Here is a 21,356-nt window from a genome sequence, read left to right on the forward strand (position 1 = left end):
TTCAGCTTATACGGCACGCAGAAATAGCCGATAGGATTGTTAGATGTTCTTTCCGAGTTTCAGAGGGAAACTTCAATATGCAGACAACACCGTCCTTAGAAATAACCGCCTGTTTTATGCAGCCGGATGCCAAACGGGCAATCGACGTGATGAAATACGGAGTGATTACCGTCACCCCGCAAACTCGTCTCTATCAGGCCCTGGCCTGCATCGTCGATTTGAATATCAGCGGTCTGCCCGTCGTGGACAAACACATGCATCTGCAGGGCATCATCACGGAAAAAGACCTTCTGGCCATGCTCTATGAAAAACAAACCACCAGCGGCCTGGTCGAAAGCTACATGCACAGAGAGGTTGTATCTTTTCCGGCGGAGACGCTTCTGGAGGAAATCTGCAATTGCCTGATTCAGAATCCCTTCCGACGTGTGCCGATTACACACGGCGGAAAAGTCGTCAGCGTCATCAGCCGCACAGACCTGGTCCGCGTGAATGTGCATAAATTCCTTCCTGAACAGAACGAGAACCAGGCCTCCTCAAAAACTCCTTTTTCCGCTCAGCAATTGATGACCAAAGGCATCATTACTGTCCGTCCTGAAAACTCACTCGGAGAAGCCCTTTCTTTGATGGCGGACTATTCCATCAGCGGCCTGCCGGTCGTCGAAGAAGGGATGTACCTGGTCGGAATTATCACGGAAAAAGACCTGATGCCCTATTTCTACAGCCAGACTATCCCGCCGGTCCGAGTCGGAGAAATTATGACAACCGATGTGACCGTCTTCTCCCCGGAATCCAGCGTCTTTGAAATCACCGAATGCCTCATCCACAACAATTTCCGGCGTGTGCCGATTGTCAAAGACGGTGTGCTGGTCGGTCTGGTCAGCCGGCCGGATGTCATCCGCTACATCCTGCGGAACCTCACCCGCATCAGCCACTACCGGGCCGTCCAGAAAGTCAACCAATTGATTCCGCAAGAGCCGCCTACCTCTTCTTGAAACACTCGTTTTTCAGCTGGGCGGGGCGATTGGTTGTAATCCCCCTCGCTCCCAACCGAATCATCCGCTCCGCCGTTCGGCAGTCATCCACTGTCCAGACATACCAATCATATCCGGCCTTCCGCATCGCCCGGGCGAAGGTCTCATCCACCCCTTCATAGTTGACACTCAGTCCGTCAATGCCTTTTTCCCGGATAAAGTTAATCAAGCTCGGCGAATGCGGAATGGGCTTTCCGGTTTCCTTGTCTTTTTCCGTGCCCACCAGCCAATAAACCGGAATATCCGGCATCCGCTGTCTGCTCTGAACCAGCACATCCGGATCGAAACAAATGATGACAATCTGCTTTCGCTTGCCGCTTTTCTCAACGGCCTTTTCCAGATACGGTAAAATCTCCCCCTTGCATTTAATTTCAATCAGCTGCCTTTTCCCATCCGGCACCAGTTTCAACACCTCCTCCAGCGTCGGAATCTTCTGACCGGCAAATTGTTCTCCCTTCCATCGCCCGGCATCCAGAGTCCGCAGCTCCGCCAGCGTCTTTTCGCTCACCCGCCAGTCCGTGCCGGCCGTCCGTTTGGTATCCGCATCGTGAATCACCGCCAGCTGATGGTCCGCCGTCAGATGCACATCCACCTCCACGGCATCCGCTCCCTGTTCCCAGGCCAGCCGAACCGCCGCCAGCGTATTTTCCGGTGCCTCATACGAAGCCCCCCGATGAGCGATAATCTCCGCCTGCCGAGCACATCCTGCCGTCATCAGAACCCCCGCCAAAAACACGGATACCCTTCGCACCAAACCTGTCCTGAACATAACACCATTTCTCCTTTTGTCTCCAAATCCTCGCCGCCGACAGAACAAAATCAGCAAGATGGATTTTTCGTTCCTACATTACAGCAGTCAAATCAAAAAGGCAAGACCTTCAAACAAAGACCCCTCCCGCCCGTGGAAAATGACTGCAGGAATTCATCTCCTCCTTCCCGCACCCTGTTCTTTGAAACTTTTGCAAGAAATCCAATCCTTCGGAGACAGATTTGTTAGACGCTCTTAGGATTGGGCAGAATGACCGGAACCGGACTGGGCCGAATGGTTTTTCAGAATCTCTTCCGCCCATCTCGTCTGGTCCGGCATCATCAGGGTGGGAACATGCTCACGCCCAATCGTGGTGGCAATTTGGTAGCGGCAGCAGCGGGTAAAATCCCCCCGGCAGTAGGTCTCTTTGAGATAAGCGGTCAAATGCCGCCTCTGAACCACTTCTTCCGCATTAAAAAACGGGCATTTTGCCAGAAATTGACAATCCGGCATAAACCTGTCTCCCAAACTCAATCCCCAAAAAGGGGTATTCATAATTTCGGCCGTTTCAATGCAAAACTTTAGGAGCGCAGAGCCGCGCAACATCCCCTCCAACCAATCCGGCAGAAACATCTTCCGGACCGGCAAAGGGGTAAAAGGCAAAAAAACTTGAAAAAAGCACCCGTTTTGGTTATTATAGAAACCGGTTGCCGAAAGAATAGGTTGTTTTCTCCGCCGATACGAGGGCTTCATGAAAGCAAAAACCGACCTTCGAACGCTCATCGCCGCAATCCTCCTGATTTGTTTTCCCAGTCTTTCAGGACAGACTTTCGCCAAAAAAATCATGGCCCACTATATGCCCTGGTATCAATCCCAGCCCGTCAGCGGGTTCTGGGGCTGGCATTGGCATATGAATCATTTCAGCCCGCCGGATACCTTCGCCTCTCACTATCGTCCCCTTCTGGGCCCCTACGATTCCAAAGACCCGCATCTGCTGGCTTCTCAGGCCCTTCTGCTCAAATTCGCCGGAATCGACGGCGTGATCATTGACTGGTACGGCATCGAAACCTTCTGGGATTACGGACGCATCCGCGACGCAACGCAGGCCCTGATTCCGCACCTGAAAAAAGCCAATTTGACCTTCTCCATCTGCTACGAGGACCAGACGGTCAAAAACATGCTCAACAATGGATATTTCCCCGACCGCGCCGCAGCCGTCGCCCACGGCGTCCAGGTCATGCAATGGCTTCAGACCAACTGTTTTACAGACCCCGCCTATCTCAAACTGGACGGCCGCCCGGTCCTGCTTTGCTTCGGTCCCCAGTTCTTCACCGCCTCTGAATGGACCACCCTCTTTGCCGGGCTCAATCCAAAGCCGCATTTCTTCCCCCTGCAGTATCACGTTCTGCCGGATACGCTTCGGACGGGAGAGTTCGGCTGGCCGGAGCCCGCCTACGGCACCTCCGGCGTCATCTCTCGGCTGAATGCCTTCTACACCCGTGCCGCTTCTTCCGGCTGGACCTCCTTTATTCCCGCCGCCTTCCCGAGATTTCACGATATCTACGCAGAAGCCGGAGTCGGCTCCTCCTACGGCTACATCGACGCACAGGGCGACTACGGCACCTCCACCTATTCTTACACCCTGGAACGAGCCCTCCAAAGCAGCGCCCAGCTTCTTCAGATTGCCACATGGAACGATTACGGAGAAGGCACCATCATCGAACCGACACAGGAAGACGGGTACCTCTTTCTGGAAATCACACAGGCCCTTCGGAAACAATACCTCGAGCCCACCTTTCGCTATACCCCTGCCGATTTACGGCTGCCCGTGCGGCTTTATACCCTGCGAAAAACCTATCAGGCCGACCCGGTCAAAATGAGTCGGCTGGCGGAGGCCGAAGATTGTCTTTTCTTAGACCGGCTGGCGGAGGCCGAACTGCGAATGAATCAGCTCGACTGCCCTGCCTTCCTGCTCAGTGATTTCAACGCGGACTGTCGGGTCAATCTGGCAGACTTTGCCTCCCAGGCGTCCGCCTGGCTCAGCACCCCGGGGCAGACCCGCTGGAACCCGAATTGCGACATTAATACCCCTCCGGATGGACGCATTGATATCCTGGATTTACTGATTTTCGCAGAGCAGTGGCTGACAGCAGGTCTATGACTTGGATTTTGCGGATGCAGTGGATATACAATGGCCTTATTAAACAGAAATAGGAAAGTTTTTCCTATTTTTTCGCTCTAATTCCGGCAAGATCTGTCTCTATGTACTATGGAGCGACCCTGATTTCACCTCAAAACCGGCTTTAGGCCGGTTCGGTAAACCCAAAAAGATATGAGTGCTCAGAAAAACACATTGTTTATTGAACTGTACTCCAGAGAGCAGAAGAAAATCTTCCTGTATATCCTCAGTATGGTTCACCGCCGCTCCGATGCCGAAGATATCATGCAGCAGACCGCCGCCGATATGTGGCGCCTCTTTGACCGGTTCGAAAAAGGAACCAATTTCGCCTCCTGGGGCATCGAAATCGCCCGCTATCGAATCCTCAGTTATCGAAAAAAACAAAGCAAAAACCGCCTGTTTCTCAGCGAAGAAGTATACAGCCGGATTGCCGAGGAGCTTCAGCGGCAGGAATCCTCCTCCGACAAACGAACCAAAGCCCTCGAAGGATGCCTGAAAAAATTAAAAGAATCCGACCGGCGGCTTCTGTCCATGCACTATGAAGACAACCTTAACTACGGAAAGATCGCCGAACAGCTGAATCTGTCCAAACTCGGAATCTACAAAGTCATGGCACGAATCCATACGGCGCTTCGCCGGTGCATCAACCAGACTCTTTTGCTGTGGGAAACCAATGGCTGACCGTTCTGACCCATTCGAGTTTGCTGAGTTTGTCCTGATGGCCCTGCAGGGCGACATCCGGACCGAACAAATGCTTCAGCTGGATGAAAGGATGAAAACCCAGCCGTCCTGTGTGCGCGCCTATGTCGAACTGATGGAACTGTGCACAGAGCTGTCCTCCCTCGGCAGTGTGGAAATTCCCCCGGCGCTTGGGGATTCCGCCGGCAGTCAGGATATGCTGCTGTCTCTCTTGGCCGAAGAGGAAAAAACCGCTCCGGCCGTCGAAGTCCCCAGACAGGAAATCCCGCAGGAACCCATGCCCGACGCCGCCGAATCCAAACAGAAAAAAACCAAACCCAGCAAACTGCCTTTCCTTTGGCTGGCGGCCAATGCCGCCGCCATTGTCCTGGTAATTGTCCTGCTGAAGCTCCTCCACAAGCCCCCGGTGATGGATGTAGCCACGCTGGTCGATCAGCTTGGGACGCAATGGACACAGCCCGGCGGCGCCCGGGAAAACGGAAGCCGCCTTTGGACCGATGAGGGTCCGCTCACCCTCCAGCAGGGACTGGTCAAAATCCGCTACGATACCGGCGTAAACCTCCTGATCGAAGGTCCTGCCTGCTTTACCATTCAGCCGGCCGGCGTCTTTCTCGAATACGGACGGCTGTACGCCGCTGTTTCCCCGGCCGGCAAGGGCTTCCGGGTCGAAACCCCCCGGTCGCAGTTTCTGGATTACGGAACCGAATTCGGCATCCTGACCCAGAAAGACGGCGCCGCCGAGCTGCACGTCATCCGGGGAATGGTGGAGTTATACACCGGCTCTCGAGGCCGGTTCCTGAGCCGTCAAATGGTCTCTGAACAAAAAGCCGTTCGCTACAATCCCCAAACAGACCAGATTCAGAACATCCCCGTCCAAAAGGAGGCGTTCGTCCGTTCTATCCATTCCGCCAGCAAGATGGTCTGGCGGGGAAAGATGTCCCTCAGTCTGGCCGACATTGTCGGCGGCGGAAACGGCTTTGAAGGAGGACTTCCCAACGTCGGTTTCGATGCCGCCACCGGAAAAAAACAAACCCGTCTTTCCAGCTGCTATCCGTTCGAAGGTCCCGCCGGCTTTCGCAAAGTTCTCGGCCATCCTTTCATCGACGGCGTCTTTATCCCCGCGGCGGCAGGCGAAAAAACGCCGATTGCTTCTGAAGAGACCGTCACGGCCTCCTTCCCCAGCGCAGCCGAACGGCTCTGGGGCTATATCTTCAACGGCGCCTTTCATCAGGGAACCCCCTATGACCGAACGCCCCTGAAACTGGGCGGTCTGATTTACGGAACGCCCGAATATCCGGCCGTCACCATCCATTCCAATCAGGGCATCACGTTCGACTTGGCGGAAATCCGAAAAGCTCTGCCGGAACTGTCTATTGCCGCCTTTCGGGCGACAGCAGGCATCTCCCAGACCGTAACGGAAGCCCTCGAAAACAAGACGGCCAAAACAGATTCTCCCGAACAGTTTGATGCAGACCATTCCGAAGCAGACTTCTGGGTCCTCCTGGACGGTCAGACAGTCTATCATCGCCGGCTTTCCAGCCGAGAGAATGCAGAAGATTTGACTATTCCTATTCCGGAATCCTGCCGGTTCCTGACGCTGGCCGTAACCGAATCCGATGACGGCATCTCCTATGACTGGGCACTCTTCGGACGGCCGGAACTGACGCTCGAACCGGCGGAAAAATAAATGCGGCGCCCGGAGCACGGACAAAAGAGCCGACCGGCTCCGGCAGCCGTCGAATCCAATGGTTGGATTCGAAAATAAGTGGGTCATACGGCTCATCTTAGCGGAGGAAGACGATGAAAACAAAGAATTCGGTGAAAACGTGGGCAATCCTGGCGGTACTCGGCCTGTTCGCCGCAGGTCCGGCATTCGGGGCCACCATTCTGATTGATTTGGGCAATGCGATTTCCTGGCGCGGCGTAAACGTGCCGAACCCGGATGCCAACGGCCACTATTGGAACAGCGTCTGGAGCGGTGCGTACTACCCCAGTCTGGTGGACATCAACGGAAACGCCACCAGCATTAAATTCGGATTCTCTTCGGCAGGCGGCACCGACAGCTACAACGGCCCGGCCGGGGTGACTTCCAATCCGCCCACGCCGGCCCAAATCGCCGCGACGGACATTGACGCCGCCGCGCTGGGCAATCTGGGTGTCAAGGAAGCCGCCATGGATTACTATGTCAATTCCACCTTTGAGATTCAGGGACTGGACCCGGCCAAAAAATACAACCTGACCTTCTTCGGCTCCCACAAGTTCAGCCCTGACACCACCACCGTCTATTCCGTCTATACCGACAATACCTATACCACGCTGGTCGCTTCCGTCACGCTCGATGTGCAGGATGCCATGTATCCCTGGCTGCACAACCGGGACAAAGTCGCCGTCCTGACGGGGCTGTCGCCGCAGATGTACAACATCCTGTATGTCAAGTTCGCCGGATTGACCGGTGTCGAAGGGTATCTGAATGCTCTCCAGATTGAGGAAGTCCCCGAACCGGCGATGATGTCCCTGATGCTTCTCGGAGGCCTCCTGACCCGCAAACGCTCTCGATAATTTGTCTCAAACAGGGACGAACATGCGAAAACTGATAGAGGAGATGACTATGAGAATGCAGAAATTTTTATTCGGGCCCGCAGCGGCTGTCCTGGTGGCAGGCATCCTGAGCTCGGCCGTGTTCGGCCAAACGATTCTGATTGACTTCGGCAATGCCTCCTCCTGGCGGGGTGTCACCACCCCCAGCCCGGACCTCAACGGACACTACTGGAACAGCGTCTGGAGCGGCGCCTATTATCCGAATCTGCTGGACATCAACGGCAATCCTACCTCCATTCATTTCGGCTTTTCCATCGGAGGAGCCGGCGGCACTGACAGCTACAACGGCCCGGCCGGGGTGACTTCCAATCCGCCCACGCCGGCCCAAATCGCCGCGACGGACATTGACGCCGCCGCACTGGGCAACCTCGGCATCAAAGAGGCCGCTATGGATTTTTATGACTCCTCCAGATTCGAAATTCAGGGGCTGGACCCAACCAAAACCTATAACCTGACGTTCTTCGGCTCGCACAAATACAGCGACGACGATACGACCGTCTATTCCGTCTGCACGGACAACACATATTCATCCGTGGTGGCCTCCGCGTCCCTGAAGGTGGCGGATGCCCCTAACAGCCCCAATCACAACCGTGATAAGGTCGTCACTATCAGCGACCTCGACCCGCAGACTTTCAACATCCTGTATGTCAAGTTTGCCGGCATCAACGGAAACCTCGGCTATCTGAACTGCATGCAGATTGAAGAAGCCCTGCCGGTCAAGGCCCGCAGTCCCCTCCCGCGGGCCGCCGCCAAAAACGTCCCGCTGAACACCCACTTAACCTGGACGGCCCCCAGCGCCTACACGCCGTCCCGCTATGTCCTTCGGTTCCGTGTTCGCGGGGCCGCAGACCCCAACTGGCTGGTGGTTGATCCGGTGCAGGATTTGGCGATTGACAGCGACCCGACGACGACCGAGGCGGCTGTACCAATCTCCCTCGATTACAGCACAACCTATGAATGGAAAGTGTCCTCCTTCAAGGCCGGAGACCCGAACGAATTTGAAGGACCCATCTGGTCGTTTACCACGGTTCCGGCACTCCAGGTCAGCGCCGGTCCGAATATTCTTACCTGGCTGACCGGCGGCACCGCAGCCGTGAACCTGAACGGTTCTGTCGGGTGCCAGTGCAGCCCCACGGTGGCCTGGTCTGTGGTTTCCAAGCCAGCCGGCTCGAATTGTGTGATTGCAAACCCTGCTTCCGCCGTTACGTGGGCCTCGCTGGATAAGACCGGTACCTATGTTCTGAAACTGTGGGCTCGAGACAATTCTATCCCGATTGAAAACGAAGATACCATGGAAATTCAGGTCTTCGCGGACGCCTGTCAGGCCGCCAAAGCCAGCCCGGCCGGGTATATCCCCCTGCCGCACGACTCCAACAGCGACTGCCGGGTGGATTTGGAAGATTTTGTCCTGTTTGCAACGGACTGGCTGGAGGATTTGTCGTTAACGCAGAATCTCGAGTATTAATTCACAAACCCCGCCAAAAACAACCAAAAAACGGGATGTCGGCCACAGGCCGGCATCCCGTTTTGACTGGGCGGTACAGGACTTGAACCTGTGGCCTCCTGCTTGTAAGGCAGGCGCTCTCGCCAACTGAGCTAACCGCCCGAGGGTCTTTTCAGTTTACCCGCTAATCCCAAAAAGTCAAAAAGAAACCCGCTTTTCCCGTATTGGAAGGGAAAAAGCGGGTTTCCGTGTCTCTCACCCTCCCCTGATAAAAATCTGATTTTTATTATCTTTTTTTCGAAATGAACCGCAGCAGCAGACCGCCCAATCCCAGCAGCACCACCGAGGCGGGCTCGGGGATCAAAACCAGCGCAATCTGATTGCCGCCCTGATAATTGTAATCAATCCGGTAGCCGGCCGGCAGTTTGATAATCTGGCCGAACTCGCTGCCGTCCAGCTGCCCATACTGGGCAAAAATATACGCCGGCTCACGCAGCATTCCCGCCCAGTGCAAATCCAGCGTCGCATTGGAAATCGACAGAATCCCCTCCGCTATCAGCCGGGTGCAGTCGCCGGGCATAATGCCGCCCTCCAGCTGAATCTGCAGCAGCCCGTCCAGCTCGACATTTCCGCCGACAGACAAACTGCCCACCATCACTCCCGGCGCCAGAATCCCGCCCGGCTCCACAAACACATCCGCCTCGATGCGTCCGACACCCCCCAGCAGCGCACCCGCTGCCACTGTATAATTGCCGCCGTTCAGGTGCTGACCGTTTACCAGAAGTTTTCCGCCCGTTACGGATGTGGCCCCCGTGTAGTCATTCAGTCCCGACAGAGTCAAGGTTCCGCCGCCGCTCTTGACCAGCGAACCGCCGCCGGTAATCGTGCCGGCAAACAAACCTCCTCCGTTAACTGTGAATTGTCCACCCCCCAAAGCAACGGTTCCGCCGTTCGTGCCTCCGCCGCTCAGCACGGTAATACTCTGATTGTATCCTGCCAAATCAAGGGTCACCCCAGACGCATCGGCCAGCGAAACAAACGTTGAAATCGGCAGGCAATTGTGCCCTCCGAGACGGAGCGTTCCTCCGCTGATTCTTGTCTGCCCGGAATAACTGTTTGCACCCGACAGCGTCAGAATGCCGGAGCCGACTTTTTCCAGTGAGCCGACACCTGATAACAATCCGGCAAAAGAACCGCTGCCGACAGCCAATTGCCCGCTGCTCATGCTCACCTCTCCGGCACCGCTCAGGGATGCAATCGTTTGAGAAAAAATCCCCAACTCGAAGAGAGCCTCGGAGGCGACAGTCAAATCCGTAATCGTCGGCAGACAATTGCTTCTGCCGATTCGAAGCGTACCGCCGTTAATTGTCGTCGCTCCCCCGTAGGTATTGCCTCCGGACAGAGCCAGTACTCCGCTGCCGCTTTTGACCAGCGAGCCAGCTCCTGAAATCACCCCTGCAAAATACCCTTCACCGACCGTCAGTTGTCCGCCGCCCAAAGCGACTGTTCCGCCGCTTGCACCGCCGCCGTTCAGGGCGGCAATCGTCTGGTTATATCCGGCCAAATCCAGCGTTGCTCCCGCTGCATTCGCCAGCGTCACCGACGTGCCCGTCGGCAGTCGGTTGTTTCCGCCCAGCTGAAGCGTGCCGCTGCTGATATTCGTGACCCCCTGATACGTATTGCTCCCGGACAACCGCACGGTCCCGGAACCGGTTTTGGTAATCCCGCCCGTTCCGCTGATGGTGTTGGTAAAGGAAACGGTGCTCGAGCCGGCTGCGGTGAGTGCTGCATTCAAATCCAGCTGAACGGTGCCGGAGAAGGTCGAAGAGCCGCTGGTATGATTGCTGCCTAACACCGCGTTGACGTTGGCGCCGGGATAGCTGCGCACCCGCAGATTTTTCGTCACAGCCGCTCCGGAGGCATCCGTCAGAAGTCGGGCCCACGCCCCATCCGTCACCCACTGGTCGCCGCCGATGTTCAGCGTGCCCGTGCTGGTTCCGAGTGCATCACCGGTCCCGACATAGCGCACCAGCAGTGTGCCCTGACGCAGATAAAAGGGGCTGGATACACTGCTCGGACCGTCCAGACGCACAGCACCTGTATCACTATTCGCCGGATTGAGGGAACTGATGACCGGTGCATACGAACCGATAAATCCCCCGCCGCCGCTCCAGCCGATTGCCAGTGTACTGCCGCTGGCGGTATGGATATTCAGCCCCGGCTGGAGCAGTTCAATTTCCGGGTAAATCAGATTGACGCCCGACCCGCCCTGCGCATAACTGAAAATCGCATTATAGGAACCCTCCACCGAATACGGGTCCAGGCGAAGCGGTTTATAATCCGTGTAAACCGTCCAGCCCGTGTAGTTGAACACCAGCTGCCCTAGGCCATTGGACATCGTCGCTGTCTGGATAGGCATTCCCATCCCGACCGAACTGTTAAAAACGGCTCGTTCATCCGGGTCATCCGGATATTGCCCTGTCGGACCGCTCCAGTTTGCTGCGGCTGACCAACTCCCGTTGTCCCCCGTTCGGCTCCAGACAAATTCCGTAAAATCTCCCCAACTGGATGACGCAACCCAAAAAACAAGTGCACAGAAAAGAATGAAATACGGATGTTTTTTCATTTTCCTCGCCTCCTGATCCCCCCAAATCTCAAATTATTTAACAGAGAAAATGAACCATCTTTCCAGACACACCTGCTCCTTAACCTGCCACTCCTTATGTTTGCCTAATTTTGCCTAGATAAATGATGAAAATTATATATGAGTTTTTAAGGAAGTCAAGAGAAAATATGAAGATACAAATAGTCTTCTTTTGAATACTTTCCTATTTTATCTATTCTGCATATTCGCTATATTCAATATTTGCTGGGGCCAAAAACTTCACTATTTTTTTATCGGAACTTAAAAAAGGGGGTTGCAAATTACCAAACAGAAGATATATTAGAGAAACTGGTTTTGGTGGAGAGTGATGAACTCAGCCAGTCAGGCGGGAATCATTGAAGAATGATTCCTGCTTTTTTGTACAGAGACACCTCTTCCTGGAGAGGAGAAAACGTCCCGGCCGCAAGCCCCCGCCCTGCGGCTTTTTTTAAAAATCTTCCTCAGTCCCATTCAAAAACGGATTAAATCGTTTCTCATTTCGAATCGTCGTTGCCGGACCATGCCCCGGATAAACCTTCGTCGTCTCCGGCAGCGTCAGCAGTTTTGTTCGGATGCTTTCCATCAATTGCCCGAAACTGCCGCCTTCAAAATCTGTCCGGCCTACACTGCCGGCAAACAGCGTATCCCCGACAAACACAAGTCCTTCTTTTTCTGAATACAAACAAATGCCCCCGGGTGTATGTCCGGGCGTATGCAGCAGACAAAATTCCATCCCCGCCAATTTCACCGTTTCATCCCTGTCAAAGACAATCTCCGCCGGACGTGCGGAGGTCATCGTACCGGCCAGCATCGACAGATTCCGCGCCGGATCAGTCAGCATCGCCGCATCCTTTCGATGGATTCCGACCTTGACTGAAGGCCAACGCTCCCGAAGCATCTCCACGCCGGCCAGATGGTCCACATGACCGTGCGTAAGCACAATCACCTCCGGCTCCAGACCCTCCTCATCCAGAAACTGCACCAGCGGCGCTGCATCCAGCCCGGGGTCAATAACCAGACAATGTCGCGTTTGTCCATCGGAACGAACACAGTAGCAGTTGGTTTGAAAGTCGCCCAATACAAGTATATCAATCTTCATCGCCGACTCCTGCAGAAATGAATTGTGCGGCGTGATTCTAAAAATGGATGCCCCGCCCGTCCAGGAAAAAACACTTCCCTTTATTCCGGCAGGGGATAATCCCCCACCAGGGGCCGAACGCGGTCAATCCGGAAGAAAACCACAAACTTGGCCGAATCATCCTCCGCCGGAAACATGATCGGCTGCTTTTTGCGAAGCGCCTCAACCAGGCTCTGATTGCTCTCCTCCCTCCGCATGGTCAGAGACAGCCGCACACCTCGGTAGCCCGGAGCATTCTCCATAAACAAATACGAGGCGTGCAGATTGCTTTGCAGATTCTGATGGCTGAGCCGCTCTTTCATTACAAAGGCCGCCGTCTGCTCATCCGCGATATACGGTTTGGCATACAGGGCTGTATCGACCTGTCCCTGCGCATTGCAGGTAGCCAAAACACCCCAGCCCTCTTTGGTCTCAAAATATTGTTTCAAATCCATCCCGGAATCCTTTCGAATGATTTCCGGAGGCGCGGTCGAAGAGAGCCGCAAACCCCGGCTCTCTTCGTCATCCCCTCCGAAGCAGAACTCTGTTTTCTCTCATCGTTCGCATACACAATACTACAACCTCCGCCCAAACAAGGTTCACCGGATTTTCCGGTTCTGTTCCTGACTCTTAATTGCCGCACCCGTTTGTTTCAACCTCCTGAGCACCCCGGCCCTGGATTCTCCCATTGGCCCTTCCGTCAAAACAGCTCGACAACCAGCGCACCTCTTCTTCGGCACAACTCAACGCTCCCTGTTCAGCGGAACAGAGACAGTAAATGTCGTCCCCTCCTGGGGGCTGGACCGAACGGAAATATCTCCCCCGTGAAGAACGGCAATTTCACGGGCAATCGCCAGCCCCAGTCCCGTCCCGCCCGAATCGCGGTCCCGGGCTTTGTGCACACGATAGAACCGGCGAAACAAAAAAGGCTGTTCCTCCGGAGGAATCCGCCCGCCTTCATCATGAACATCCACCCGAACAAACCGTTCATCCGATTTCATCCGAACCGCAATCGGAGTTCCCGCAGGGCCGTATTGAATCGCATTGTCCAGCAGATTGCAGAACAATCGGCGCATCTGCTCCCGATGAGCCCTCACCCAAGCGGAACCTTTTTCATAATCCAGCCGAAAACCGCGTTCCTGGGCATACGGCATATATTGTTCAACCACCTCCTCCAGCAGCAGGCCCAAGTCAAACAATTCTTGTTCCAACTGCGCCGGAAGACTCTCCAGACGCGACAATTCGAGCATCTGCTGAACCAGTCGATTCAGCCGTTCGAGGTCTTCGAGGGTTTGACTAATCGTCCGTTTATAAAAGTCTACAGAGCGCGGCTGGGATTGAGACAATTGAAGCGTACTTTTCATCAGGGCCAGCGGTGTCCTCAATTCATGAGCCGCATCCGAGATAAACCGCTGCTGCTCCTCCATTGCCTCCGACAAACGCTGAAGCATAACCTGCCAGGCCTTGACAAACGGCAGCAGCTCCGTCGGCATCGGCGGAAAATCAAAAGATACCTGCGATACATTCCTGCCGGAAATCTGTCCCATTTGCTTTGTGAGCACATCAATCGGGCGAAATCCCCAGCGGAAAATACCGTAGACGGCTGCCATCGACACCGACAAAAGACCGATTCCGATCAGAATCAGCAGCCGAGTAAACTCGGCTGTCTCATGATAAGGAGAGTCATCGCTGATTGCCATCGCGATATTGATAAGACGCTCCCCCTTTCCTGCCGAATCCGGAATGCTGTACCGAGCCCAAAGCACACGGCCTCGAGAACCCCCATCGATCGACGAAATCCATATCTCCTCCTTGGCGGAAATCTTCTCGCTGTTTCGGAGAAGAAAATCTCTCACATCCAGCAAATCGGCCTTCTGCAGCCAAACCTCCGAGGTCCCCTCCCAGACCGCATACCCAAGCCGTTTGGTTCCCGCCCGGCTTTCCAGAATCATCCGCACCTCTTTTTCCGCATCCTCCGTATAAAGTCCATCCGAAAGAATAATCTGACGAACGGCCTCTGCATCCGTTCGAAGCCGGTAGTCCAGATTCCGAAACTGGGCTTCCTCAAATTCATAATGCGAAACAGTTAAAAGAACCCCCAGCACCAGAACAATTACCCCGGCAATACACAACCCAATCCGGCTTTTCATCGACAGCATCTTCATTGGTTCATCGGCTCATTCAAAAGGTATCCCTGTCCCCGACAGGTTCGGATATACCGCTGCGGCTCCTTGGGATCAATCTTTCGGCGAAGGGAGGAAACATACACCTCAATCACATTGGAAAACCGTTCCCAGTTGAAATCATACAAATGCTCCAGCAGTTCCTCCTTCGAAACCACCTCTCCTTTTCGCAATGCCAGATGCAGCAGCGTCTGATACTCCATCGCCGTCAGATTCAATGGTTTGCCGCCCAGCTTAACTCGCCGGGCAGACGTATCGATTAACAACTCTCCGATACAAAGAACAGAATTCACCTGACCATACGAACGGCGTATCAGCGACTTACATCGAGCCGCCAATTCTCCCATATCAAACGGCTTAGTTAAATAATCATCACTGCCGCAATCCAGCCCTCGAATGATATCCTCCGGAGTATCGCGAGCACTTAAAATCAGAACCGGTGTCTTTTTCCCTTCCCGACGGATTCGATGCAGAATCTCCAGACCATCCATCCCCGGCAGCATCCAATCCAAAATCACCAAATCATAGGTATTGCTCCGGAACATATGAAAGCCGTCTATTCCATCCAGCGAAATATCCACGGCATATTGCTCCCTCTCTTTGAGAATTTGGGCAATATTTTCGGCAAGGCGACGCTCATCATCTATAATCAAAACTCGCATATCGCTTGATCCTTATTTCTACAAGACATATCCTGTCTTTATTTATTCTATATCAAATTTTCTAAAGAAAAAAACCTTCTTCAGGTTCTCTTCAGATTTTAAATAGTACAATAAAAATGAAAAAATCACATATAACCCTTTTGCGGCAGGAATCGCAAAGGAATAAAAATGGATTGCACGAAAAACACTTTAGTTCCCTTCACATCTCCATCTCAGATTCTCAACCATTATAAGAAACCTTCTACAGCCGAGCGGTATGCCGGGCTTTATCAAACCGCCGCCGGCCGACGCCGGCATTTACGGGAGGAGGCCGCCATCGCCAAGGGCCTGGCCGGCGTCCTGGAAGGCAGCCGAGTGCTCGACCTGCCCTGCGGAGCCGGAAGAATGTATCCCCTCTTGAAACGATTGGGCTATCGGGTTGTAGAGGCGGATGCCTCCCCTTCCATGCTCGAATATGCCCGCCAAAATGCCTCGAAATTTCCTCAAAACGAATCGGACGAGTTCGTCCTGGTTGATGCCTTCCATACCCCTTTTCAAAACTTTCAGTTTGATGCTGTCGTCTGCAACCGGCTCATCCACCACTTCCCCGAACCGCAGGTTCGTCAGCAGCTCCTGCAGGAACTGAGCCGGATTTCCAAAGGCCCGATTGTCATTTCCTTCTTCTCTACGCTGGCAACCGATGCCCTGAAATATACCCTCAAGCATGCCCTCAGCCATTTCTCCGGGTCGTCGCGCAAACCCATCAGTCCCTGGCAGTTCGCAGAGGACGTACGTCGAGCCGGTCTGACCGTCGCCCGCTGGATTGTCCCGCTGCCCGGCTTTTCGATGCAGTGGTACGCCGTACTCCGGCATCCTCAAAAATAAGAGCATCGAACCAATGACGCCGAACTCCGGACTTCCGTCATTCTCTTTCGCTTAACGTTTCGGAGGATAAGGGACTCTTCGGACTTTTCCCTGCCGGAGTCTGAACGCCGGTAATTTTTCTTCATTCTCTATTCTTCATTTTCCTTTCTTCCGCCGATGCGGAAGTCCGGCACTGGTATCCGTCTGCTTGGAAAAGTTAGATTCTCGCCTGCGCGGGAATGACGGGAAATGTGCGGGAATAACCGGAGGGGGTGAGGAAAGGACCGCAGGGCTGTCAGGCACAAAAAAAGGTGTGCCCCGAAGGACACACCTTTTGAAAAGCCAAATCCGCCGTCAAAACAGCTTACTTCTTGCTGTTGCGAACCGCCGCCTGGGCCGCCGCCAGCCGGGCAATCGGTACCCGGAACGGCGAGCAGCTGACGTAATTCATTCCGACCTTATGGCAGAACTCCACGCTCTTCGGCTCACCGCCGTGCTCGCCGCAGATGCCGATTTCCAGATTCGGATTGATCTTGCGGCCGCGTTCGATGCCGATGCGAATCAGCTCGCCTACGCCGCTGACATCAATGCTCTCAAACGGGTCGCCCGGCAGAATCTTCTTGTCCAGATAATCCCGCATAAAGCCGCCGATGTCATCCCGGCTGAAGCCGAACGTCATCTGCGTCAGGTCATTCGTACCGAAGCTGAAGAAGGCCGCCTGCTCGGCAATCCGGTCCGCCAGCAAGGCCGCCCGCGGAATCTCAATCATCGTGCCGGTCAGCGTCTTGAGTTTCTTCAGGTTGTACTTGGCCAGCACTTCCTGATAGACCCGCTGAACAATCGCCATCTGGTCCTTCAGCTCGTTGACATCGCAGACCACGGGAATCATGATTTCCGGATAGGGCTTCTTGCCCGCCTGCACGAGTTCCGCCGCGGCCTCGTAAATCGCCCGCACCTGCATCTCCGTCACTTCCGGATAGGTCACCCCGAGCCGCACGCCGCGATGGCCCATCATCGGGTTGACCTCATGCAGCGCCTCGGCCCGCTTGGCCAGCTCATTCAAATCAATGTTCAGAGACTTGGCCAGTTCGGCCCGCTTGGCCTCATCCTGCGGCACAAACTCATGCAGCGGCGGGTCCAGCAGACGAATCACCACCGGCAGGCCGTCCATCGCCTCCAGCGTCGCCTTGATGTCCTTCTTGACAAACGGGAACAGTTCATCCAGCGCTTTGCGCCGCTCTTCCGGCGTGCGGGACATAATCATCTTGCGCAGATAAAACAGCGGCTGCTCGCTGTTCTTGCCGTAGAACATGTGCTCCATGCGGAACAGACCGATGCCTTCGGCACCGAACTGACGGGCACGGGCCGCATCCTCCGGCGTATCCGCATTCGTGCGGACCCCCAGCGTGCGGACCTTGTCGCACAGCTTCAGAAAGCTCATCAGAATCTTGTTCTCTTCGCCGACATCCATCATCGGCAGCTGCCCGAGATAGACATTGCCTTTGGTGCCGTTGAGCGTAATCCAGTCGCCTTCCCGCAGAACCGTACCGTCAATTCGGATTTCCTTCTTGGACGGCTCTACATGCAGGGCCGCACAGCCGACGATGCAGCACTTGCCCCAGCCGCGGGCCACCAGCGCCGCATGACTGGTCATCCCGCCGCGGGCCGTCAGAATCGCCTTGGCCGCCCGCATCCCTTCCACGTCTTCCGGATTGGTCTCTTCCCGCACCAGAATCACCGATTTGCCCTGCGAAGTCCAGGCGACCGCATCCGCCGCCGTAAAGACAATCTGTCCGGTCGCTCCGCCCGGTCCGGCCGGCAGGCCCTTGGCCAGCACTTTCTGCTCTTTTTCGACCTTCGGGTCGATAATCGGATGCAGCAGTTCATCCAGCTGAGCCGGCGTTACTCGCATCACGGCCTCTTCCGGCTTAATCAGCTTCTCGTTGACCATATCCACGGCCATCCGCACCGCCGCCGGTCCGTTCCGCTTGCCGACGCGGCACTGGAGCATAAACAGCCGGCCCCGCTCAATCGTGAACTCTATATCCTGCATATCCCGATAATGCTTCTCAAGCAGGTTCTTGATGCGGACCAGCTCCTTATACAGCTTCGGCATCGCCTTCTCGAGCGTCACCAGGTGCTTATTGTGCTCCGACTGCGACTCGGCATTGATAGGCGCCGGCGTCCGAATGCCCGCCACCACGTCTTCACCCTGCGCATTGACCAGATATTCGCCGTAGAACTTGTTCTCGCCGTTGCCCGGGTTTCGGGAGAAGGCCACGCCGGTCGCACAGTCCTCTCCCATGTTTCCGAACACCATCGTCTGCACATTGACCGCCGTGCCCCAGTCGTCCGGAATCCCTTCAATCCGGCGATAGCTGACCGCCCGCTTGCCGTTCCAGGAGGCAAACACCGCATGGATACCGCCCCACAGCTGGTCCTGCGCATCATCCGGAAACTCCTTGCCCAGCACCTCTTTGACCTTCTTCTTGAACTGCTCACAGAGCAGCTTGAGGTCCTCGGTCGTCAGATCTGTATCCGATTGATACCCCTTGCTCTTCTTCAGTTCATCCATGATTTTTTCCAGCTGGCGGCGAATGCCCTCATCGTCCTTCGGCTCAATGCCCTCGGCCTTCTCCATCACCACATCCGAGTACATCATAATCAGCCGCCGGTAGGCATCATACACAAACCGCTCATTGCCGCTTTGCGCAATCAGCCCCGGAATTGTTTGGGTCGTCAGACCGACATTCAGCACCGTTTCCATCATTCCGGGCATCGAGGAGCGGGCACCGGACCGCACGGAAACCAGCAACGGGTTCTTCGGGTCGCCGAACTTGCGGCCCATAATCTTTTCCACCTTGGCCAGTGCCTTGTCCACTTCCTCCTTCAATCCTTCCGGATACTTTCTGTTGTGCTTGTAGTAATACGTGCACACCTCCGTGGTAATCGTAAAGCCCGGAGGCACCGGAACCCCCAATTTGGCCATCTCGGCCAGATTAGCGCCCTTGCCGCCCAGCAGCTCCTTCATCTTTGCATCACCGTCGGCCTTGCCGCCGCCGAAGAAATACACCATCTTCGCCGGCTTTTCCGACCGGCCTCTGGAGGAGGACGCTTTGCTTTTGGCGCCGTCCTTCTTCACTGTCTTTGCTGTTGCCATCGATTATCTCCCTAAAAGATTCATTGTTACCCAACTGAAACGGGGGATTCGTTCCCCCGACACCTGTCGGCCTCTCTGGATAGAACATCTCCCTCTTTTCTCCCGCACCAAAGAAAGCGGAATATATCCCCAAAAAACCGCCCTGTCAACCGCTAAAACCCCCAATCAGGGCTTTAAGGATTCCATTTGTGCTCGCGAACTTTCTGTAAAATCATATCTGCACATTCAAGAGCCGCAAGTCCTTCTTCCGCCGTCACTTCCGGTCTTTTCCCCGGCTCCAGAACCGCCCGCAGAAACGCCTCCTGCTCCACCCGAAGCGGTTCCGATTCTGTTATATCCAGATGCTCAATATGCAGAAGTTCCGTCCATTTGACCTGGGAAAAATCAAAATCCCCCGCCTCCTGATGTTCCCGAATCCACTTAATTACATCAATATTCGGGTCGGTTTTGATGACAATGCCTTCTTTGCGGAAATAATCCACGCTCAGATAGGCCTGTCGGCTGAATACCCGCACCTTCCGCTCCGTCTTCAGAGCCAGCCGTGAGGCCGTGATGTTGGCAATGCAGCCGTTCTCAAAAATCAGCCTGGCATTGCAGATATCCTCATGGTCTCCGATTACGTTCACCCCCACCGCCTCGACCTGACGGACCGGACTGCGGGCCAGCGACAAAATAATATCAATATCGTGAATCATGATATCCAGCACCACACCGACATCCGCCGAGCGAAACGGATACGGACTGACCCGGTCAGCCTCAATAAACCGCGGCTCAATCTCCAGCCGCTTCATCGCCTGCACCACCGGATTGCAGCGCTCCGAATGCCCCACCGCCACCACCGTCTGCGTCTGCTGTGCCAGCTGAACAATCCGCCGTCCTTCCTCTACGTTCGACGCCAGCGGCTTCTCAATCAGCACCGGAATGCGATGTTTCAGAAACAATTCCGCCAGCGAAAAATGCACCGCAGTCGGCGCTGAAATCGTCACGGCATCCACCCGTCCAATCAGGTCTTTCGGGTCGGTCAGCGCCTCACAGCCGTACTGTTCCGCCAGCGAACGGGCCCGGGCCGCATCCGTATCCACCACCGCCGTCAGCCGGCTTTCCGGAAGCCGGCTGTACACCTGCGCATGCAGAGCCCCCATCTTGCCCGCCCCTACGACCGCTGTTCGCAGTGGAGTCATCGTCCGGTGTTTTCCTTTCCCGCTAATCCCGGAACAGTTCCCGATACCGCCCGAACCGCTGCCGGCTGCTGTTCAAAAGCGAATCCACAATCGCCTTGACCGGCTCACACAGCCCGTCACGCTCCGCCAGCAGACGCACCTGCTCCAGAACCGGCTTGTCACTTCGCCAGATAAACTTGAACGCCTCAAACAGCGCCGCCTTCTGCTCGTCATTCAGTCCGGCCCGCGCCATCCCGCGCTTGTTCAGCGCCCGAACTTCGTGCGGATAATGCCCGCTGATAATCACAAACGGCGGCACATCGTGATTAATCCCCGTATAGCCCGCCGCATAGCACCACTTGCCCACTGTACAAAACTGATGAATCGCCACCAGCCCGCTCAGCCAAGCCCCCATCTCAATCTTGCAGTGGCCGCTCACCTGCGTATAGTTGCTGATGACAATCTTATCCTCCAGAATGCAGTCATGCCCCAGATGGACCCCGATCATCAGCAGGTTGCCGCTGCCGACAATCGTATCTTCCTCCGGATGCATGCTCGGATGAATCGTCACGAATTCCCGAATGACGTTGTTGTCGCCGATTTTCAGTCCGCCGATCGGCGTCTGGTCATTGGCCCCCAGAATCTGCGGCGGCTTGCCGATGACACAATTCGGAAACAGCCGATTCCGGCAGCCCAGCTTCGTCCGCTTTCCGATAATCACGTGCGCATCCAGGACCGTCCCGTCCCCAATCGTCACCCCTTCTTCCACAACACAATACGGACCAATTACTACACCATCCCCCAGCTGCGCGCTCGGATGCACCACCGCCGTGGGATGTATCTGTGTACTCATACTCGTTTGATTCCTCCGCTATTCTGGTTTCGTCT

General features: G+C 55.2%; 17 protein-coding genes and 1 tRNA gene. 7 read left to right on the forward strand and 11 right to left on the reverse strand.

Annotated features, from left to right (window positions below; genetic code table 11):
• The first annotated feature begins 77 nt into the window (after positions 1-77).
• A complete protein-coding gene (locus PKY88_05680) occupies positions 78-992 on the forward strand; it encodes a CBS domain-containing protein (GenBank protein HOQ04685.1) in 915 nt (304 codons plus the stop codon).
• On the opposite strand, the gene PKY88_05685 is transcribed toward PKY88_05680, so the two are convergent.
• Both PKY88_05685 and PKY88_05690 read right to left on the reverse strand, forming a co-directional pair.
• On the reverse strand, positions 979-1,800 hold the full coding sequence (locus tag PKY88_05685) for a glycerophosphodiester phosphodiesterase (GenBank protein HOQ04686.1): 822 nt from the start codon (positions 1,798-1,800) through the stop codon (positions 979-981). The genes PKY88_05680 and PKY88_05685 overlap by 14 nt on opposite strands.
• Before the next feature lie 234 nt (positions 1,801-2,034).
• Positions 2,035-2,292, reverse strand: coding sequence for a hypothetical protein (locus PKY88_05690; protein ID HOQ04687.1), 258 nt, complete (start codon positions 2,290-2,292; stop codon positions 2,035-2,037).
• Between the two features lie 238 nt (positions 2,293-2,530).
• Between PKY88_05690 and PKY88_05695 the strand changes: the two genes are divergently transcribed.
• From PKY88_05695 to PKY88_05715, 5 genes are all read left to right on the forward strand, one after another.
• Positions 2,531-3,940 (forward strand): hypothetical protein, encoded by a 1,410-nt coding sequence (locus PKY88_05695; protein HOQ04688.1) that lies wholly within the window; start codon positions 2,531-2,533, stop codon positions 3,938-3,940.
• 171 nt (positions 3,941-4,111) lie between these two features.
• Complete coding sequence (locus tag PKY88_05700; protein HOQ04689.1) at positions 4,112-4,639, forward strand: sigma-70 family RNA polymerase sigma factor; 528 nt, start codon at positions 4,112-4,114, stop codon at positions 4,637-4,639.
• Positions 4,632-6,344, forward strand: coding sequence for an NPCBM/NEW2 domain-containing protein (locus tag PKY88_05705; GenBank protein HOQ04690.1), 1,713 nt, complete (start codon positions 4,632-4,634; stop codon positions 6,342-6,344). The genes PKY88_05700 and PKY88_05705 overlap by 8 nt, the downstream gene beginning before the upstream one ends.
• A gap of 113 nt (positions 6,345-6,457) precedes the next feature.
• A complete protein-coding gene (locus tag PKY88_05710; protein ID HOQ04691.1) occupies positions 6,458-7,216 on the forward strand; it encodes a hypothetical protein in 759 nt (252 codons plus the stop codon).
• A 49-nt stretch (positions 7,217-7,265) separates the two neighbouring features.
• The gene (locus PKY88_05715) at positions 7,266-8,720 is read left to right on the forward strand and encodes a hypothetical protein (GenBank protein HOQ04692.1); all 1,455 of its coding nucleotides are present in this window, start codon (positions 7,266-7,268) and stop codon (positions 8,718-8,720) included.
• A 67-nt stretch (positions 8,721-8,787) separates the two neighbouring features.
• Here the strand turns inward: PKY88_05715 and PKY88_05720 are convergent.
• The 6 genes from PKY88_05720 to PKY88_05745 form a co-directional block, all read right to left on the reverse strand.
• Positions 8,788-8,861 (reverse strand) — tRNA-Val (locus PKY88_05720).
• A 124-nt stretch (positions 8,862-8,985) separates the two neighbouring features.
• Positions 8,986-11,325 carry an autotransporter-associated beta strand repeat-containing protein gene (locus PKY88_05725; GenBank protein ID HOQ04693.1) on the reverse strand — a complete coding sequence of 780 codons (2,340 nt, stop codon included), beginning with the start codon at positions 11,323-11,325 and terminating at the stop codon, positions 8,986-8,988.
• Between the two features lie 466 nt (positions 11,326-11,791).
• Positions 11,792-12,442: an MBL fold metallo-hydrolase gene (locus tag PKY88_05730; GenBank protein HOQ04694.1), complete on the reverse strand. Its 651-nt coding sequence runs from the start codon at positions 12,440-12,442 to the stop codon at positions 11,792-11,794.
• Positions 12,443-12,522: 80 nt separating this feature from the next.
• Complete coding sequence (locus PKY88_05735) at positions 12,523-12,915, reverse strand: pyridoxamine 5'-phosphate oxidase family protein (GenBank protein HOQ04695.1); 393 nt, start codon at positions 12,913-12,915, stop codon at positions 12,523-12,525.
• 288 nt (positions 12,916-13,203) lie between these two features.
• Positions 13,204-14,625: an ATP-binding protein gene (locus PKY88_05740; GenBank protein HOQ04696.1), complete on the reverse strand. Its 1,422-nt coding sequence runs from the start codon at positions 14,623-14,625 to the stop codon at positions 13,204-13,206.
• Entirely contained in the window at positions 14,622-15,305 is a 684-nt protein-coding gene (locus PKY88_05745; protein HOQ04697.1) for a response regulator transcription factor, read from the reverse strand. The genes PKY88_05740 and PKY88_05745 overlap by 4 nt, the downstream gene beginning before the upstream one ends.
• A 168-nt stretch (positions 15,306-15,473) precedes the next feature.
• On the opposite strand from PKY88_05745, the gene PKY88_05750 reads away from it, so the two are divergent.
• The gene (locus PKY88_05750) at positions 15,474-16,169 is read left to right on the forward strand and encodes a methyltransferase domain-containing protein (protein HOQ04698.1); all 696 of its coding nucleotides are present in this window, start codon (positions 15,474-15,476) and stop codon (positions 16,167-16,169) included.
• A gap of 343 nt (positions 16,170-16,512) precedes the next feature.
• Here PKY88_05750 and ppdK read toward each other — a convergent pair whose 3' ends face one another.
• The 3 genes from ppdK to lpxA all read right to left on the reverse strand — a co-directional run bounded on the left by ppdK (position 16,513) and on the right by lpxA (position 21,321).
• Entirely contained in the window at positions 16,513-19,308 is a 2,796-nt protein-coding gene (gene ppdK / locus PKY88_05755; protein HOQ04699.1) for a pyruvate, phosphate dikinase, read from the reverse strand.
• 173 nt (positions 19,309-19,481) lie between these two features.
• Positions 19,482-20,489, reverse strand: coding sequence for a Gfo/Idh/MocA family oxidoreductase (locus tag PKY88_05760; protein HOQ04700.1), 1,008 nt, complete (start codon positions 20,487-20,489; stop codon positions 19,482-19,484).
• A gap of 22 nt (positions 20,490-20,511) precedes the next feature.
• On the reverse strand, positions 20,512-21,321 hold the full coding sequence (gene lpxA / locus PKY88_05765; GenBank protein HOQ04701.1) for an acyl-ACP--UDP-N-acetylglucosamine O-acyltransferase: 810 nt from the start codon (positions 21,319-21,321) through the stop codon (positions 20,512-20,514).
• Between the last annotated feature and the right edge of the window lie 35 nt (positions 21,322-21,356).

Source organism: Anaerohalosphaeraceae bacterium (assembly GCA_035378985.1).
Taxonomy (GTDB): Bacteria; Planctomycetota; Phycisphaerae; order Sedimentisphaerales; family Anaerohalosphaeraceae; genus JAHDQI01.

What these genes read in the sequence shown, in the direction of transcription:
- PKY88_05680 (HOQ04685.1), top strand. Translation starts at nt 78, where the DNA reads ATGCAGACAACACCGTCCTTAGAAATAACCGCCTGTTTTATGCAGCCG.
- PKY88_05685 (HOQ04686.1), bottom strand. Translation starts at nt 1,800, where the DNA reads ATGTTCAGGACAGGTTTGGTGCGAAGGGTATCCGTGTTTTTGGCGGGG.
- PKY88_05690 (HOQ04687.1), bottom strand. Translation starts at nt 2,292, where the DNA reads ATGCCGGATTGTCAATTTCTGGCAAAATGCCCGTTTTTTAATGCGGAA.
- PKY88_05695 (HOQ04688.1), top strand. Translation starts at nt 2,531, where the DNA reads ATGAAAGCAAAAACCGACCTTCGAACGCTCATCGCCGCAATCCTCCTG.
- PKY88_05700 (HOQ04689.1), top strand. Translation starts at nt 4,112, where the DNA reads ATGAGTGCTCAGAAAAACACATTGTTTATTGAACTGTACTCCAGAGAG.
- PKY88_05705 (HOQ04690.1), top strand. Translation starts at nt 4,632, where the DNA reads ATGGCTGACCGTTCTGACCCATTCGAGTTTGCTGAGTTTGTCCTGATG.
- PKY88_05710 (HOQ04691.1), top strand. Translation starts at nt 6,458, where the DNA reads ATGAAAACAAAGAATTCGGTGAAAACGTGGGCAATCCTGGCGGTACTC.
- PKY88_05715 (HOQ04692.1), top strand. Translation starts at nt 7,266, where the DNA reads ATGAGAATGCAGAAATTTTTATTCGGGCCCGCAGCGGCTGTCCTGGTG.
- PKY88_05725 (HOQ04693.1), bottom strand. Translation starts at nt 11,325, where the DNA reads ATGAAAAAACATCCGTATTTCATTCTTTTCTGTGCACTTGTTTTTTGG.
- PKY88_05730 (HOQ04694.1), bottom strand. Translation starts at nt 12,442, where the DNA reads ATGAAGATTGATATACTTGTATTGGGCGACTTTCAAACCAACTGCTAC.
- PKY88_05735 (HOQ04695.1), bottom strand. Translation starts at nt 12,915, where the DNA reads ATGGATTTGAAACAATATTTTGAGACCAAAGAGGGCTGGGGTGTTTTG.
- PKY88_05740 (HOQ04696.1), bottom strand. Translation starts at nt 14,625, where the DNA reads ATGAAGATGCTGTCGATGAAAAGCCGGATTGGGTTGTGTATTGCCGGG.
- PKY88_05745 (HOQ04697.1), bottom strand. Translation starts at nt 15,305, where the DNA reads ATGCGAGTTTTGATTATAGATGATGAGCGTCGCCTTGCCGAAAATATT.
- PKY88_05750 (HOQ04698.1), top strand. Translation starts at nt 15,474, where the DNA reads ATGGATTGCACGAAAAACACTTTAGTTCCCTTCACATCTCCATCTCAG.
- ppdK (HOQ04699.1), bottom strand. Translation starts at nt 19,308, where the DNA reads ATGGCAACAGCAAAGACAGTGAAGAAGGACGGCGCCAAAAGCAAAGCG.
- PKY88_05760 (HOQ04700.1), bottom strand. Translation starts at nt 20,489, where the DNA reads ATGACTCCACTGCGAACAGCGGTCGTAGGGGCGGGCAAGATGGGGGCT.
- lpxA (HOQ04701.1), bottom strand. Translation starts at nt 21,321, where the DNA reads ATGAGTACACAGATACATCCCACGGCGGTGGTGCATCCGAGCGCGCAG.